This is a genomic window from Streptomyces sp. NPDC101151, from assembly GCF_044768335.1.
GTDB lineage: Bacteria > Actinomycetota > Actinomycetes > Streptomycetales > Streptomycetaceae > Streptomyces.
Window position 1 is genome coordinate 211,014 of record NZ_JBIWPP010000004.1, and the last position, 16,597, is coordinate 227,610.

Here is a 16,597-nt window from a genome sequence, read left to right on the forward strand (position 1 = left end):
TGCCTTCCCGGCTGTGTGGGTGGGCTCCCGTTATAGCGACCAACTGGCCTATGGTCTAGTCCAACTTGCACGGGAGGTCTAGTCCAGTAGGCGCGCCGCGAAAAAAGGGGACGGACGCGCTCCGGTGACTTTCTCGTAACGGCCGGGATCGCCTTCCCGGCCACCCTTGACACCTCAAAAGGTCTAGGCCAAGCTCCACCGTACTGGTCTACACCATTAGTGGCCAGGTCCCGAGCCCTACGTGCAACAGCGTCGTACGCAGGTCACCGCCGAGGGCGTGGGGGGTTAGTGGCATCCCTGAGGAGGGTGGCGTGAAGCGCAAGCTTGCGGCCGCGATCGTGATCGCGGGCATGATGGTCTCCGTCTCGGCGTGCGGCGGCGACGACGGCAACGACAGTGGCAAGAACGCGGGACCGGACAGCTTCAAGGGCCAGACCCTGACGGTCTGGACGATGGACGGCTCGGCGCCGCCCCAGTGGACGAAGGACGTCCAGGCCGCCTTCGAGAAGAAGACGGGTGCCAAGCTGAAGTTCGAGATCCAGAAGTGGGACGGGATCCAGCAGAAGATCACCACCGCCCTCTCCGAGTCCAACCCGCCGGACGTCCTGGAGGTCGGCAACACCCAGACCCCGGCCTACGCGGCCACCGGCGGTCTGGCCGAACTGAGCGACCTCAAGCAGGAGATCGGCTCGGACTGGACCCCGTCGGTCTCCCAGTCCTCCGTCTACGACGGCAAGCAGTACGCCGCCCCGTGGTACTTCGCCAACCGCGTCGTCATCTACAACAAGAAGATCTGGGCCAAGGCCGGCCTCAAGGACACCCCGAAGACCCGGGACGAGTTCTTCAAGGACCTGGACACGATCGGCAAGAAGACCGACGCCGAGCCGCTCTACCTGCCCGGCCAGAACTGGTACTTCTTCGACGGTCTGACCATCGGCCAGGGCGCCGACCTGGTGAAGAAGGAGGGCGACAAGTACGTCTCCAACCTCGGTGACCCCAAGGTCGCCGCGGCCATGGCGATCTACAAGAAGTACGCCGCCTACTCCAAGGCCCCCAAGGACAAGGACGAGGCCACCCCGCAGCAGGCCCAGGTCTTCGCCAAGGGCAAGACCGGCGCCTTCATCGGCATGGGCTGGGAGGCCGGCACCGCCGTCCAGGCCAACAAGGCCATCGAGAAGGACCTCGGCTACTTCACCATCCCCGGCACGACGGCCGACAAGCCCGAGGGTGTCTTCCTCGGCGGCTCCAACCTCGCGGTCGCCCAGGGCAGCAAGAAGCAGGCCCTGGCCAAGGAGTTCCTGAAGATCGCCCTGTCCGACCAGTACGAGGGCGAGCTGGCCAAGCTCAACGGCGTCATCCCGAACAAGCAGGCCCTGGAGAGCAACCTCAAGGGCAACGCGGTCGCCGAGGCCGCCGCTCCCGGTGCCTCGGTCGGTGGCACCACCCCGCTGATTCCCGAGTGGGCCGCGGTGGAGAACACCCCGAACCCGATCAAGTCCTACATGACCGCCGTGCTGAACGGTAAGTCCCCTGCGGACGCCGCCAAGCAGGTCGAGGGCGAGATCAACAAGCGTCTGGCCCAGCAGAACTGATGACCCGCGCCGGGGGTGCCCCAGGGCGCCCCCGGCTCAGACGCGTTCGTACGGCCCGTACGGCCACGGAAGAGATGGCAACTCATGTCAGTGCAGACCGAAGGCACGGACACGGCCGGGGGGCCCGCTGTCCGCAAGGCCCGGATACCGGGGCCGCCGAGGGGTGAGGAGCACGGCTCCGGGTCCCCGTCCCGCCGCGGTGCCGCCGCCCCCTATCTGCTCCTGCTGCCCGCGCTGCTGGCCACCCTGATCCTGCTCGGCTGGCCCCTGGTGAAGAACGGCATGCTGTCGTTCCAGAACCTGAACCCGCGGCAGCTCATCCAGCACCTCACCGAGTGGAACGGCGGCGACAACTACAAAGAGGTCCTGACCGGTTCGGACTTCTGGCACGTCGTCGAGCGGTCGGTGGTCTTCACCGCGGCCAACGTCGTACTGATCATGGTGCTCGGCACCCTGGTCGGGCTGCTGCTCGCCCGCCTCGGCCGGAAGATGCGGCTGCTGCTCCTGCTGGGGCTGGTCCTCGCCTGGGCCATGCCGGTCATCGCGGCCACCACCGTCTACCAGTGGCTGTTCGCCCAGCGTTTCGGGGTCGTCAACTGGGTGCTGGACAAGCTCGGCTGGCACTCCATGGCCGACTACAACTGGTTCGGTTCCCAGTTCTCCACCTTCTCCGTGGTCACCCTGCTGATCGTCTGGCAGTCCATCCCGTTCGTGGCGATCAACCTGTACGCCGCCACCACCACGATCCCCAGGGAGCTGTACGAGGCCGCGTCCCTGGACGGCGCGGGCGCCTGGCAGAGCTTCACCTCGGTGACCTTCCCGTTCCTCAGGCCGTTCCTGTACGCCACGACCTTCCTCGAGGTCATCTGGGTCTTCAAGGCGTTCCCGCAGATCTTCGCGATCAACGAGGGCGGCCCCGACCACCTCACCGAGACCCTGCCGATCTACGCCTTCGTCGAGGGCGTCGGCAACCAGCACTTCGGCGTCGGCGCGGCGATCTCCTTCCTGACCATCGTGGTGCTGCTCGTCATCACCTCGTACTACCTGCGCATGGTGCTCAAGCAAGAGGAGGACGAGCTGTGAAGCGCTCCGTCATCGGCCGTGTCTGGCCCAACGCGACCGCCCTCATCCTCTTCGTCGGCTTCGTGTTCCCCGTCTACTGGATGTTCGCGACGGCCTTCAAGCCGACCGGCGACATCATCTCCGAGAACCCGGTGTGGCTCCCGACCGACGTCACCGTCGGTCACTTCAGCAAGGCCGTGGACGCCGACCACTTCTGGACCCTGGTCCTCAACTCCGTCACCGTCACGGTCACCGCGGTGCTCCTGTCGCTCGTCATCGCCCTGTTCGCCGCCTTCGCCCTGGCCCGGATGCGGTTCAAGGGCCGGCGCGGCTTCATCGTGACCTTCATGCTGGCGCAGATGGCGCCCTGGGAGGTCATGGTCATCGCCATCTACATGCTGGTCCGCGACAACGACATGCTGGACAGCCTGGTCCCGCTCACCGTCTTCTACGCGATCATGGTGCTCCCCCTGACCATCCTGACGCTGCGCGGCTATGTGGCCGCCGTGCCGAAGGAGCTGGAGGAGTCCGCGATGGTCGACGGCTGCACCCGGACCCAGGCCTTCGTCAGGGTGATCTTCCCGCTGCTCGCGCCCGGTCTGATGGCCACCTCGCTGTTCGGCTTCATCACCGCCTGGAACGAGTTCCCGCTCGTCCTGATCCTCAACAAGGACATCGAGAAGCAGACCCTGCCGCTGTGGCTGTCCCAGTTCCAGACCGCCTTCGGCGACGACTGGGGTGCCACGATGGCCGCCTCGTCCTTGTTCGCGCTGCCCATCCTGATCCTCTTCATCTTCCTGCAACGCAAGGCAGTCAGCGGTCTGACCGACGGTGCCGTGAAGGGATGACGCCCCCGATGACCACACTCGCCACTACCGGATCCGACAGCGGCTCCGCTGCGGGCGACACCCTCACCCGGGACGCGCTCGCGGTGCTGCAGCCGGGGTTCGACGGCACCACCGCACCGGACTGGGTGCGCCGCCGTCTCGGCGAAGGGCTCGCCTCCGTCGCCCTGTTCGGCCGCAACGTCGTCTCCGAGGAGCAGGTCACCGCGCTGACCGCGCAACTGCGCGCCGAGCGGGACGACCTGCTGGTGGCCATCGACGAGGAGAGCGGCGACGTCACCCGCCTGGACGTCCGCACCGGCTCCTCCTTCCCCGGCAACCACGCCCTGGGCGCCGTCGACGACCCCCGACTCACCCGGGGCGTGGCCCGCGAACTCGGCCGGCGCCTGGCCGCCTGCGGCGTCAACTTCGACTGGGCGCCGTCCGCCGACGTCAACGCCAACCCCGACAACCCCGTCATCGGAGTGCGGTCCTTCGGCGCGGACACGGCGCTGGCGGCCCGGCACACCGCCGCCTGGGTCGAGGGCCTGCAGTCCACCGGCGTCGCCGCGTGCACCAAGCACTTCCCCGGGCACGGCGACACCAACGTCGACTCGCACCACGCGGTCCCGCGCATCGACGTGGACGCCAGGACACTGTACGAGCGTGAACTGCCGCCCTTCCGCGCCGCCATCGCGGCCGGCACCCGGGCCGTGATGAGCGCGCACATCCTCGTCCCCGCCCTCGACGCCGAGCGCCCCGGCACCCTGTCCCGCCGCATCCTCGGCGAGCTGCTGCGCGGCGAACTCGGCTACCAGGGCCTGATCGTCACGGACGGCATGGAGATGCGTGCCATCTCCGGGACCTACGGTCTGGAGCACGGCGTGGTCCTCGCGATCGCGGCGGGCGCGGACGCGATCTGCGTCGGCGGCGGCCTGTGCGACGAGGGCACCGTGCTGAAGCTGCGGGACGCGCTCGTGGCCGCCGTACGCTCCGGCGAACTCCCCGAGGAGCGCCTTGCCGACGCGGCCGCCCGGGTGCGGGATCTGGCCCGGTGGACGGCCGAGACCAGGAAGGACGCGGAAGCCGTCGTACCCGAACCGGAGATCGGCCTCGTCGCGGCCCGCCGCGCCCTGACGGTGACCCGTGACGGCTCGGCCGCGCCGGTCACCGAGCCGGTGTACGTCGCCCGGTTCAACCCTGCCCCGAACATCGCTGTCGGCGACGAGACCCCCTGGGGGGTGGCCGCCGAACTGCGGCGACTGCTGCCGGGCAGCACGGAGGGCTCCTTCACCGGGCCCGACGCGGGCCGGGAGGCCCTCGCGGCCGCGGCCGGCCGCCGGGTCGTCGCCGTGGTCCGCGACGAGCACCGGCACGCCTGGATGGGCTCCGCCCTCGATGTGCTGCTCGCCGCCCGCCCGGACACCGTCGTGGTCGAGATGGGCGTACCGCAGGCCCCGCCGCGCGGCGCCCTGCACATCGCCACCCACGGAGCCGCCCGCGTCTGCGGCGTGGCGGCGGCGGAGGCGGTCGTCGCGGGCTGATCCGTACGGCCCGCCGCCGTCGCGCGGCATACCGATCCGGCCGGCACCGAGCGCCTCACCGAGGCCCGGTGCCGGTCGTTTCCTTTGGTCAACAGGCGGCAGTCCGGCGGCAGTTGGGCGGCACTTTTACGGGGGTACCGGCCGGTAATCGTTGACACCCTCAATTGGTCTAGTCCAGCTTGAGGGGGCGCAACAGTTCGATCACCACGGAGTGACGGCATGCACAAGCCCACCCCTTTCCTTCACCGAGCGGCGTCCGGCCGCCCCTACTTCAGCGCGGACGGCGAGACCTATCTCGCCCCGACCCCCCTGCGCGACCTCGAGAAATCCCGGCCCCTGCGGGCGCTGTCCGAGGAGGACTTCGCCTTCTGGCAGACGTACGGCTACGTCGTCGTGCGGGAGGCCATCACCCCCGGCGAGGCGAAAGGCCTGCTCGAATTCGCCTGGGACTTCCAGGGACTCGACCCGGACCGCCCCGAAACCTGGTACGAGGAACCGGAGTTCCGCTCCGAACTCGACCAGCACCTGTTCATCTACGGCTTCGTGGAGGCCTACCACCACCAGCTCATCTGGGACAGCCGCCAGACGCGACGCGTCTACGACGCCTTCGTCGACGTGTGGGACTGCGAGGAGCTGTGGGTCACCCTGGACCGGCTCAATCTCAACCCGCCCAATGTCGGCACCCGTTCCCGCTCCCTGATCGAACCCACCGACGAGGGCTTCGACATCGAGCTGCACTGGGACGTCGACACCACCCTCGCCGTGCTGCCGCAGCGGGTCCAGGGCATCATCGCGCTGGGCGACACCCGGGCCGAACTCGGCGGCTTCCAGTGTGCCCCGGAGCTGTTCCGCCGCTTCGAGGAGTGGCGCGTCGCCCGGCCGGCCGGCCGCGACCCGATCCGGCCCGGAACCGACCGCGCCGAGTTCCCCGTGGTCCGGCCCGAACTCCAGGCCGGCGACCTGCTGATCTTCAACGGGCTGCTCGCGCACGGCGTGGCACCGAACCTCTCCGACAACGCTGTCCGAGCCGTCCAGTACCTGTCGATGATGCCCGCCCTGGAGGAGCACACCGCCCTGCGCACCTCCCGCGTCGAGTCCTGGCGCACCCTCGCCACCCCCGACTGGAACGGCACCCTGCTCGGCGACGCGCGCAGGCCGGAAGCCCTCCGCTACGGCCCCGCCGAACTGAACGGCCTGGGGCGCAAGCTGCTGGGCCTGGACCCCTGGGCCGCCACGGAAGGGGCACAGTGAACCGGATCTGCCTGTGCCTGCCCACCAACCGGGCCTGCTCCGCCACCCTCACCGCGATCCACCAGGAGGCGGTCCACGCCGCCCGTCACCACGGCGCGGACGTCCAGCTGCTGGTCCTGGACTCCTCCGACGACCGCACCCGCGCCGAGCACGCCCGGGTCGCGGCCGCACTGCCCCCGGCCGAACACGTCACCGTGCACCACCTCGGCGAGCAGCCGCAACGCGCCTTCCTGCGGAGGGTGATCCGGCGGGCCGGCCTGCCCGACCCGGACCGGATCCTGGGCCTGCTGCTCCCGTCCGGCGTCTCCTACGGCTCCTGCACCGACCGGGCCTTCCTGCTGGCCGCCGCGCTCGGCTGCCGGTCGGTGCACCGCAGGGACTCCGACAGCACCTACCAACTCCACGGCACGGAACCGGTCTTCCCGGTCCACCACGAACTGCCGTGGCTGGGCAGGCCCGCCGCCGAGGCGTCGGCCGCCGTCACCCGCACGGACCTCGACCCGGCCCATTCGGACCGCCCGGTGTCGATGGCCGGGGCCTCCTTCATCGGTGAACTCTCCGTGGACATCGGCGAGATACGGCGCCTGGACGAGGCCGTCTACCACGACGTGGTGGGCCTGTGGGCGCCGGCCGGCTCGGCACCGGAGCACCGGCGCCGGCTGGTCGAGGAGTCCTTCACCGGCGCGGGCACGGCCCCCTTCACCGGCGACCACGCAACCCTCACCCTCGTCGACCCCATGCGGGTCGACATGTGCAACATCGCCTTCCACCACGACGTGTACGAGCGGATCCCGCTGCCCCCGGCGACCGACACCATCGGCAGCGACTACTTCCTCATCCACCTCGTCCACGACGCCACGCTCCCCGGCATCCTGCACAACCGGCACATCGAGAACTTCTACACCCCCGAACGCCGCACCGACGCGGGCTTCCTGGCCTACCAGACCCGCTTCGTGAAGTTCCTGCTGTCGATGCTGTACTTCCACCACGTCTACGACCGGATGGCCGCCGAGGGCGCCCGGCTCCTCGACGGCCGGCAGCACGTACGGGCCGGCCGGATCGTGGAGTTCCTGCGCGAGAGCACCGGCCTGGACCGCGCCGACAACCTGTGGCGACTGGACCGGGTCGACACCGCCTACCGCAAACTCGGCGGCCGCTACGCGGAGTTCGCCGTGCGGCTGACCGGCCGCCGCGAGCGGCTGCTGGACGAGGCCCGCCAGGACATCGAGGACTTCGCCCGGCTCGTCGAGGCCTGGCCCGCACTGGTCGACGCGGCCCGCCACACCGCACTCGGCCCCGAGGGCCGGTGACCGTGGAGATCAGCACACGGCTGGCCGCCGCACTGGCCGCTGCCCCGGCGGACCGCATCGTCTACGACCTCGACGGCATCGAGGCCCAGTACGACCGACTGGTGGCCGAGCTGCCCGGCATCCAGGTCCGCTTCGCCCTGAAGGCCTGTCCCGTGGACGAGGTGCTCGGCTGTCTCGCGGACCGGGGCGCCGGCTTCGACGCGGCGAGCCCCGCCGAGATCGCCCAGGCCCTGCGCACCGGCGTGCCCGCGGACCGGATGCACTACGGCAACACCGTCAAGTCCGACGCGGACATCGCCGAGGCCCACCGGCTCGGCGTCCGCACCTTCGCCACCGACAGCGTCCAGGACGTGACGGCCATCGCCGAACACGCCCCCGGTGCCCGGGTGTTCTGCCGCCTCGCCACCAGCGGGGACGGCGCCCTGTGGGGTCTGAGCCGCAAGTTCGGCTGCTCGCCGGAGGACGCCGTCCGGGTCCTGACCACCGCCCGCGCGTCCGGCCTCGTCGCGGCGGGCCTGTCCGTGCACGTCGGCTCCCAGCAGATGACCGGCGAGGCCTGGCAGCAGGCCCTCGACTCCCTCGCCGAGGTGCTGATGACACTGGACGGGCTGGGGATCGTACCGGACCACGTCAACCTCGGCGGCGGTCTGCCCGCGCTCGGCTGCCTCGACCGCCACGGCAACCCGCTCGACCCGCCTCTGGACAAGATCTTCACCGTGATCCGCGAGGGCATGGAGCGCCTCGGCGGGCTCACCGCCGCCCCGCTCGGCTTCGTCATGGAGCCCGGCCGCCACCTGGTCGCCGACCACGGAGCGGTCCGCGCGCACGTGTACCGGCTGACCGGGCGGGCGCAGCCGGACGGGACCCACGCCCGCTGGCTGTACCTGAGCGCGGGCAAGTTCAACGGCCTCTACGAGATGGACCGGTTGAAGCACCGGCTGGTCTTCCCCGCCCAGGTGGATCAGGACGACAGGGAGTACGTCCCTGCCGTCGTCGCCGGCCCGACCTGCGACAGCGACGACGCCTACGGCGGCGGCCGGCACCCGGTGCGCGTCCCCCGTGCCGTCGCCTCCGGCGACCCGGTCTGGATCCTGTCCGCCGGCGCCTACGCCACCAGCTACACGACCCAGGGCTTCAACGGCATCCGCCCGCTGCCGTGCCTGTGCATCCGCGGCCCGGAAGGACAGCACTGACATGAGAGACGTCATACGGGGCATCACCGAGGCCGACTGGCCCCAGGTGGCGGCCCTGGAGGCCGGGGCGTACGCGGACACGGCACTGACGGAGGGCGAGACCGCGCTGCGCTCCCGGGCCTCGACGGGCACCTGCTTCGTCCTGGACCTCGACGGCCGGATCGCGGGCTATGTACTGGCCCTGCCCTACCCGATGTTCCGCTACCCGGACCTGACCCGGCCGGAGCGGTTCGCCCACCACTCGCCCAACCTCCACCTGCACGATCTCGTCGTCGGCGCGCCCCTGCGCCGCAGGGGACACGGCAGCGGACTGGTGCGCCACCTGACCGACGCCGCCGGCGCGCGCGGCTTCCGGACGATGTCGCTGATCGCGGTCGCCGGCAAGGAACCGTTCTGGCGGGCCAACGGCTACCGCGTGCACCGCGAAGCCCGACTGCCGTCCAGCTACGGCAGCGACGCCGTGTACATGTCGGCACAGGTGGCCGCGCACCGGGAGGCGAGCTGATGGACGTGACACCGGACCCCGCCGGATTCCGCCGCGCCAAGTGGGCGATCGCGGCGCTGTTCTGCTTCCTCGGCTTCCAGTACGCCACCTGGGCCGCCCGGCTGCCCGCGCTGAAGACCAGGCTGGACCTGGGCGCCGGTGAACTGGGGCTGCTGCTGATGGCCTGCGGCGCGGGCGCGGCGGCCTCCTTCCCGCTCGTCGCGGTCCTGATGCGCAGGCTCGGCTCGCGGCGCCTGTCCCTCGCCTCCGCGCTGTGCCTCGTTGCGCTGCTGGCGGCTCTCTCGGTGGTCCCGAACTACCCGCTCGCCCTGCTGGTCGTCTGCGGTGACGGCGTGGCCGTCGGCTGTCTCAACGTAGCCATGAACGCACAGGGCGCCGCCCTGGAGACGGCATACGGCCGCACCGCCATGTCCCAGCTGCACGCGACGTTCAGCGCGGGCCTGCTCGCCGCCGCCCTTCTGGCCTCCGGCAGCACCGCGCTCACCCCGTCCGTACCGGCCCACTTCGCGGTGGCCGCGGCGCTGTTGCTGCTCCTGCTGGTCCTCGCCCGCCAGGGCCTGCTGCCGCACACGGAGTCCGGGCCCGCGGACCCGGACACACCGAGGCAGCGCACCCGCCCGACCCTGCCGTCCGGGAAGACCCTGCTGATGGGCTGCGCCATGGCGTTCGGCACCATCACCGAGGGCGCCATGAACGACTGGTCGACGCTCTACATGAAGGACGTCGTCAAGGCCTCCCCGACGGTGGCGCCGATGGGCATCGCGGTCGTCTCGGTCATGATGCTGCTGGCCCGGGTGCGCGCGGACCACTGGCGCAGCCGCTGGGGCGACGGACGTGTCGTGCGCACCGGCAGCGCCGTGGCCGGCATCGGCCTGGCCCTCGCCCTGCCGGCCGGCGGGGTGGTGCCCACCCTGCTCGGCTTCGCCTGCGTCGGTCTGGGAGCGGCCGCCGTGACCCCGTGCGTGTACGTGGCCGCCGCCGAACGCGGTTCGGACGCGCTGTCCCTGGTCGCCGCGATGGGGACGACGGGACTGCTGGCCGGCCCCGCCCTGATCGGGTTCGTCGCGGGCGCCGGCGGCCTGACCCTGGGCATGGCCACGGTCGCGGCCTCGGCCCTGATCGTCACCGTGGCCGCCACCCGTATCCCGTGGCGGGAGCGGGTCACGGTGCCGGCCGGCTGAGGTCCGGGGTCTGCGGGGAGTGCCGGAACCGGCTCCGGTACTCCGTGGGTGTCGTGTTCAGCCGGCGCCGGAACGCCCGGATCAAGGTGTCGACCGTGTGGAAACCGCAGCCGGAGGCCACGCGTTCGAGCGTGTCGTCCGTGGTCTCCAGCCGGTTCCGCGCCACCTCGACACGGGCCGACTCGATGTAGGCGGCGGGGGTCGTGCCGAGTTCCGTCTTGAAGATCCGGGTGAGCTGCCGTTCGCTGACGTGGGCGTACCCGGCGAGGTCGGCGATGGTCAGGGGAGCGGCGAGGTGCTGGGTGATGTGATGCCGCAGGTCGTCCATGCGGCGCGTGGTCGAGACCGGCTCGATGGGGACGCTGAACTGGCTCTGCCCGCTCGGCCGCTTCAGGTACATCACGAGCTGCCGGGCGACGCGCAGGGCGACGGCCTCGCCGAAGTCCTCGGCGACCAGCGCCAGTGACAGATCGAGACAGGCGGTGATGCCCGCGCCGGTCCACACGTCGCCCTGCCGGATGAAGATGGGGTCGGCGTCGACCTCGACGGCCGGATGGTCGGCCGCGAGCTGTTGCGCGGTCGACCAGTGGGTGGTGGCGCGCTTGCCGTCCAGCAGCCCGGCGGCCGCCAGGAGGTGCGCGCCCACGCAGACGGACGCGACACGCTGCGCCCGGCCGGCGAGTTCCTTCACCCGGCCGACGACGGCGGCATCGGTGAGGGCGTGCACACGGCGCCGGTCGTCGACGTCGACCGAACCGGGAACCAGCAGGGTGTCGATGGCGCGCCCGGACACCTCTTGGAAGGTGGTGTCGGGCAGGACGCGCACCCCGGCCGAGGTGGTGACCGGGTCCATGGTCTCGGCCGCCAGGACGACCTGATACCCCGTCTCGTCGTCCGTCTCCCGCCGGAGCAGGGAGAACACCTCGGGGGGGCCGGTGACGTCCAGCAGGTCGACGCCGGTGAAGAGCATGATGACGATCAGTCGGTTGATGCTGCCCATGGGCTCCGTCCGGTCGGTGAGCGGGGGTGTCCCCGGCGGGTGTCCGGATCTGCAAGTTACATGACATTGCTGCCATGTCATGGCCGCTCCTAGCGTGGAGACCGGCCGCCGCGCGGTGGCCACGACCCTCCCGACGCACAGACCGAGAAGGGGCCGCAGTGCCTACGACAACCCTTCGTGAACTCAACGGATTCGACCAGACCCCGGCCTCGCTGGCCGGAGCCACCCTGATCCTGATCGACTACCAGAACACCTACACCCGTGGCGTGATGGAGCTGGAGGGGTGGGAGGAGGCCCTCGACGCCGCCGCCGGCCTGCTCGCCCGCGCCCGCAGCGCCGGCGCGAAGGTCATCCACGTCATCAACGACGGCGGCGAGGGAACCCCGTACGACATCCGCGCCGAGATCGGGCAGATCCACCCCCGCGTCGCTCCGGTCGACGGTGAGCCGGTGGTCGTCAAGCAGGTGCCCAACGCGTTCCTCGACACCGGCCTCGGCGACCATGTCGACGCCGCCGGCCACAAGGACGTCGTCATCGCCGGGTTCATGACCCACATGTGCGTGGCCTTCACCGCCCAGGGTGCGTTCCTGCGCGGCAACCGGCCCACGGTGGTGGCCGACGCCTCCGCGACCCGTCCGCTGCGGACGGCGGTGGCCGAGGTGAGCGCGGAGCAGGTGCATCACGGCGCGCTCGCCACGATCGAGGACCTCTACGGGGTGGTCGTCCCGTCGGCGGCCGCGCTGGGCTAGCACATCGCCCGGCGGCACCGGGAATTCACCATTCCGCACCCCTGATTCCGAATCCAGGATTCCGAATTGAATATTCCGAATCCTGGATTCCGAATTCAGTGCGGTCTGATCGCACAGGCCGTGAATGCAAGCGCTGTGTCATTGGCCGGTATTTTCTTGCCCCCTCGTCGGGATAGCTTCATGCCCGCTGGGCGCGGATGGGGATCCGCGCACCTTTCCGAGGGGGAAAGAAAAGAACGTGGCAACACGCAGAACATTCATAGGAAGCGCCACCGCGGTGAGCGCCGCGGCACTGGTCGGCAGCACCGCCCCGGCATCCTTCGCGGCGGACGGCCCACGCGGCGTGGACCCGGCACAGACGCAGCGTCAGGCACGCGACGCGATCCGCGCGGTCAACGCCGACATGCGGCGCAACTACGCCGCGCTCAAGTCGGAACTGATCAAGCGCCTCGGCCCGGTCATCATCGTCCAGAACGACGCCACGGGCGGGAAGTACTTCCTGGTCCACAACGGCGAAACGATTTCCGAGCAACCGATTTCCGAGATATTCGAGCTGGCGAAGTCGATCGCCCACATTCCGCTGGGCATCTTCTCCGTCCTCGCGCCCTACCTGAACAAGCGGGTTCCGGCGCAGCACACCGACGACATCGACCCGCACGACCTGGAGATGGTCGCGTTCAAGGGTCCCGAGACGGACGGCTGGATCCAGCCGCTCCAGGACTTCGCCAAGACCATCACCACCGCCCGGCAGAAACTCGAAGCGGCCGACCTCCCCGCGAAACTGCAGGCCTCCAGCACACACATCCTCGACGGCGCGCTGAAGTTCATCGACGACGCCGTCAAGCGCCGTTCCTTCGACATGAAGTCCTTCGAGGACTTCTCCGGCAGTGTGTACGGCGACATCCGCACCAACATGTACCACGCGGCCAAGGTCCAGATCGCGGGCGTCAAGGACATCATGACCCGCTGGAAGGCCAAGGTCGGCGACCGGGCGTGGAAGGACCTCTACGTCGTCGTCCTGTCCATCTGGACCACGTCGGTGCTCAACCAGAACAGCATCATCATCGAGCACCACATGGACCAGGAACAGGTCGACACCCACCTCATCGACCTGTCCACCGCGCAGCTTCCCGACGACCCGGTCTTCATCGCGCTCGACAACCTCGCCCGCATCGTGCAGGACAACATCGCGGCCGAGATGGTCTTCCCGGTGGACCAGGACATCGCCGACGCGCTCAAGGGCAAGCAGGACCTGCTCTCCACGGAGATCGAGGACCAGCTCGGCACGGGCACGGGCGCGGGCACAGGCACGGGCGCGAGTGCGGCCGTCGCGGCGGACCAGGCGGCGTGTCCCTTCCACAAGAAGAAGGCACCGCGTGCGGCCGCTCACGTGAACGCATGACAACCATCAGGCGCGCCCGGCTGGGGGGTCGGGCGCACCGGTAAGACACCGGACACGGCTTCCTCCACGGCGGCCGGCGCGAACCGCCGGCCCACGGGAGGAAGCCGTTGTCGTGTACCGACGGGGGAACTCATGGCCTTCGCTCTCACCATCAAACGCCTGTCAGCGCTCTGGCCCGTCGCCGGGCTGGTGCTGCTGGCACTGAATCTCCGCGCGGCGATCACCGGGGTCTCGCCGGTACTGGACCATCTGCGCACGGTGTTCGGGCTCAGCGGGCTCGAAGTGAGCGTGCTGACCACGCTGCCCGTGCTGTGCCTCGGCGGATTCGCCTGGCTCGCACCGCCGTTGGCACGCCGGGTGGGCCTGGACACGGCGGTGGCGGGCGGGCTCGCTCTGGTCACCGGGGGAGTGCTGCTCCGCTCCGTGCCGTCACCGGTCGCCCTGTTCGCCGGCACGGTGCTGGCCGGCGCCGGCATCGCCATCGGGAACGTCCTCGTGCCGGTGGCCGTCAAACGCCACTTCCCCGACCGGACCGGGGTGTTCACGGGCCTGGCGATGATGCTGATGGCGGCCAGCGGTGCCCTGGCCGCAGCCATGGCCGTACCGCTCGACACCGTCGCCGGATGGCGCGTGGCCCTCGCGGCGTGGGCCACCCCTGCCTTTCTGGCCGTGCTGACGTGGGCCCTACTGGCCTGGCGCACCCGCCACGAGCGCCCCCGGCCGCTCCCCGCCCCGTCGGACACCGCGCACGGATCGCTGCTGCGCTCCCCGCTCGCCTGGTCGGTGGCCGCCTTCCTTGGCACCGTGTCCCTGATGTTCTACGTGCTGGTGGCGTGGCTGCCCGCGATCATGCACGACCACGGCTTCCCCCCGGCCGAAGCCGGAGTGATGGTCTCGGCCATCCAGATCATCAGCATCCCGCTGGGCCTCGCCGTCCCCGTGGCCGCCGGCCGGCTCCCCGACCAACGGCCCCTGGTCGTCGGCGTGGTCGCCACCATGGCGGTGGGGCTGACCGGCATTCTCCTCGCCCCCCGGGCCGGCTGGCTGTGGATCGCGATCCTGGGCCTCGCCACCGGAAGTGCCTTCCCGCTGGCCTTCACCCTGCTGACCCTGCGTGCCCCGAACCCACAGGTCGCCGCCCGCCTGTCGGGCATGGCCCAGACGATCGGCTACCTGATGGCCGGCATCGGCCCCCTGGCGATCGGGGTCCTCCACGACGCGACCGGCAGCTGGCGACCACCCCTGCTCCTGCTGACGGCACTGATCCTGCCCGAAGCCGCCTTCGGCCTGCTGGCCGCCCGCTCGGGCTTCGTACACGTCCCCGCCCGTCGACCGGGCCCGGGCCCCCGCCCCGGCTGGAGACGGGGGCTCGGGTAGGTCGCCCGAGCGGGCTGTGCGGTGCTTGTCGCGCAGATGTCCCGGAACTCATAGACAAAGCTTCTGACCTGCGCAAATGACCCCTCTCGAAGATCATCTTGCACGGTTGTTGCACAAGCCGAACGGAGCAGGACTCACGCGGCCTTGGTGTAGGCGCTCCGGACCGCGATGCGGACCCTGGAACCGGCTCCCACGACCCGGTGCACGTATTTACGCAGGGTAAACGCGGGATCGGCGTGTCCGAGTCGGTCCGCAAGCGTGTACACGTCTACCCCTCCGTTGATCATCATCGACGGGTACAGGTGTCGGAGCGCGTGCATCATTACGTCGCGGGACTTCTCCCAGCGTCGTCCCTTCGCGTCGGGCTCAAGGGGCTTGATGAGGCCGGCCGACGCCAGGGCGGGCTTCCAGCGGTAGGTGTTGAACCAATTCGACTGAATGGCGGTCTTCTCCCGGGTGTAGAAGATCAGCCGCACCGTGACCGGGTCGCCGCCTTTGCTGCCCCACGGTCGGGTCACCTCGACCGGCGGGTACTTCTCCATGTGCTCGCGCAGGGGGATGGCCACGTCGTCGGTCAGCTCGACCCACCGGTCCTTCGGATCCTCGTCGCTTCCACCCTTGGGGAGGGCGTATGCCAGGAACGAGCCGTCGTGGACTACTTGCCGTTGCACGTGCACCATCGGGCCGTCCGGATGTGCCCAGTCGATGTCGTCTGGTGACAGGCCGAATATTTCTCCTTGACGAAGGCCCAGGCCGCGACCGCAGTCGACGAGCGCCTTGTAGCGGTCGGGAAGTTCGGCGCGGATCTTGTCGGTGTCCCCCCACGTCAGGGTCAGCTCTGCCCGGCCGCCATCTCCTCGCTTCGGCTTGGCGTCCTGCACCGATTTGGCGAGGCACGGATTCTTCGGTATCAGGCTGTCGTCCACGGCCAGGTCAAAGACAGCCCGAAGATTGTCGAAGACCAGGCGCAGCGTGGAACTTTCGAGCAGCCGACGACGATCGTGCAGCCAGTCCAGCAAAGACGACGCGTTCACGTCCTTTACGCGCATCTTCCCAACTGTGGTAGGAACGATGTGTAGGTGAACCCGCTCCCTGTGGCGTCGGTATGTGCGCGGATTCTTGTGTTCGTGCCCCTTGAGCCGCGTCAGGGCGAGTTCACCGACTCTGACCTCTCCGGCGCGAGGGTTGATGTATGACCCGTCGTCCACTCCGGACCGCATTTTGGTCTCGTGCCTGCGGGCTTCGGCCTCGGTGCGGAACAACTCCGTCTGCTGGACATCTTCCTGGTTACGCCAGCGAGCCTGCCACCCCTTCCCCGCCCCGTGATCCCTCGTCGGAACCTTGCCGTGTTCCCTGCAGGTCGACTCTCCGGCTTTCGGGCGTGACTTGTGCCAGCAGTCGTATGGCATGGGCGCAACTCCTAGTTTTCAGCAGGCCTTGCAGTTTCTTTGCGGGGTCTCTCGTGTCAGAGTCGTTATCGACGGCGAGATCGTGTGCCCGTTCATCGCGCCCTGGGTGAATGGGATGTTGATCCAGACAAGTTGAAAATGTCAAACGCATTCTTGGGATCTTCGCGGCAAAGGGGTGCAGGGCGGTGGGGAAGATCT

General features: G+C 69.7%; 14 protein-coding genes. 12 read left to right on the forward strand and 2 right to left on the reverse strand.

Features of this window, described 5'->3' with window-relative positions; all coding sequences use genetic code 11:
• Positions 1–311 precede the first annotated feature (311 nt).
• From ACIRU3_RS09395 to ACIRU3_RS09435, 9 genes are all read left to right on the forward strand, one after another.
• Positions 312–1,592: an extracellular solute-binding protein gene (locus ACIRU3_RS09395; RefSeq protein WP_404053724.1), complete on the forward strand. Its 1,281-nt coding sequence runs from the start codon at positions 312–314 to the stop codon at positions 1,590–1,592.
• Between the two features lie 84 nt (positions 1,593–1,676).
• Complete coding sequence (locus ACIRU3_RS09400; RefSeq protein ID WP_404053726.1) at positions 1,677–2,675, forward strand: carbohydrate ABC transporter permease; 999 nt, start codon at positions 1,677–1,679, stop codon at positions 2,673–2,675.
• The gene (locus tag ACIRU3_RS09405) at positions 2,672–3,502 is read left to right on the forward strand and encodes a carbohydrate ABC transporter permease (protein WP_404053727.1); all 831 of its coding nucleotides are present in this window, start codon (positions 2,672–2,674) and stop codon (positions 3,500–3,502) included. Before ACIRU3_RS09400 ends, ACIRU3_RS09405 begins: the two co-directional genes overlap by 4 nt.
• An 8-nt stretch (positions 3,503–3,510) precedes the next feature.
• Positions 3,511–5,022, forward strand: a complete 1,512-nt coding sequence (locus ACIRU3_RS09410; protein ID WP_404053730.1) for a glycoside hydrolase family 3 protein — start codon at positions 3,511–3,513, stop codon at positions 5,020–5,022.
• Between the two features lie 219 nt (positions 5,023–5,241).
• Positions 5,242–6,273, forward strand: coding sequence for a phytanoyl-CoA dioxygenase family protein (locus ACIRU3_RS09415; protein ID WP_404053733.1), 1,032 nt, complete (start codon positions 5,242–5,244; stop codon positions 6,271–6,273).
• A complete protein-coding gene (locus ACIRU3_RS09420) occupies positions 6,270–7,583 on the forward strand; it encodes a DUF6271 family protein (protein WP_404053735.1) in 1,314 nt (437 codons plus the stop codon). Before ACIRU3_RS09415 ends, ACIRU3_RS09420 begins: the two co-directional genes overlap by 4 nt.
• Positions 7,580–8,776, forward strand: a complete 1,197-nt coding sequence (locus ACIRU3_RS09425; RefSeq protein ID WP_404053738.1) for a type III PLP-dependent enzyme — start codon at positions 7,580–7,582, stop codon at positions 8,774–8,776. Before ACIRU3_RS09420 ends, ACIRU3_RS09425 begins: the two co-directional genes overlap by 4 nt.
• A gap of 1 nt (position 8,777) precedes the next feature.
• Positions 8,778–9,281 carry a GNAT family N-acetyltransferase gene (locus ACIRU3_RS09430; RefSeq protein WP_404053739.1) on the forward strand — a complete coding sequence of 168 codons (504 nt, stop codon included), beginning with the start codon at positions 8,778–8,780 and terminating at the stop codon, positions 9,279–9,281.
• Positions 9,281–10,462 carry an MFS transporter gene (locus ACIRU3_RS09435; RefSeq protein ID WP_404053741.1) on the forward strand — a complete coding sequence of 394 codons (1,182 nt, stop codon included), beginning with the start codon at positions 9,281–9,283 and terminating at the stop codon, positions 10,460–10,462. Before ACIRU3_RS09430 ends, ACIRU3_RS09435 begins: the two co-directional genes overlap by 1 nt.
• Here the strand turns inward: ACIRU3_RS09435 and ACIRU3_RS09440 are convergent.
• Entirely contained in the window at positions 10,443–11,462 is a 1,020-nt protein-coding gene (locus tag ACIRU3_RS09440; protein WP_404053744.1) for a GlxA family transcriptional regulator, read from the reverse strand. The genes ACIRU3_RS09435 and ACIRU3_RS09440 overlap by 20 nt on opposite strands.
• Positions 11,463–11,620: 158 nt before the next feature.
• On the opposite strand from ACIRU3_RS09440, the gene ACIRU3_RS09445 reads away from it, so the two are divergent.
• The 3 genes from ACIRU3_RS09445 to ACIRU3_RS09455 all read left to right on the forward strand — a co-directional run bounded on the left by ACIRU3_RS09445 (position 11,621) and on the right by ACIRU3_RS09455 (position 14,990).
• Positions 11,621–12,211 (forward strand): isochorismatase family protein, encoded by a 591-nt coding sequence (locus ACIRU3_RS09445; protein ID WP_404053747.1) that lies wholly within the window; start codon positions 11,621–11,623, stop codon positions 12,209–12,211.
• 277 nt (positions 12,212–12,488) lie between these two features.
• Positions 12,489–13,613: a hypothetical protein gene (locus ACIRU3_RS09450; RefSeq protein WP_404053749.1), complete on the forward strand. Its 1,125-nt coding sequence runs from the start codon at positions 12,489–12,491 to the stop codon at positions 13,611–13,613.
• A 132-nt stretch (positions 13,614–13,745) separates the two neighbouring features.
• Positions 13,746–14,990 (forward strand): CynX/NimT family MFS transporter, encoded by a 1,245-nt coding sequence (locus ACIRU3_RS09455; RefSeq protein ID WP_404053752.1) that lies wholly within the window; start codon positions 13,746–13,748, stop codon positions 14,988–14,990.
• A 134-nt stretch (positions 14,991–15,124) separates the two neighbouring features.
• Here ACIRU3_RS09455 and ACIRU3_RS09460 read toward each other — a convergent pair whose 3' ends face one another.
• Entirely contained in the window at positions 15,125–16,039 is a 915-nt protein-coding gene (locus tag ACIRU3_RS09460) for a tyrosine-type recombinase/integrase (RefSeq protein WP_404053753.1), read from the reverse strand.
• Positions 16,040–16,597 lie beyond the last annotated feature (558 nt).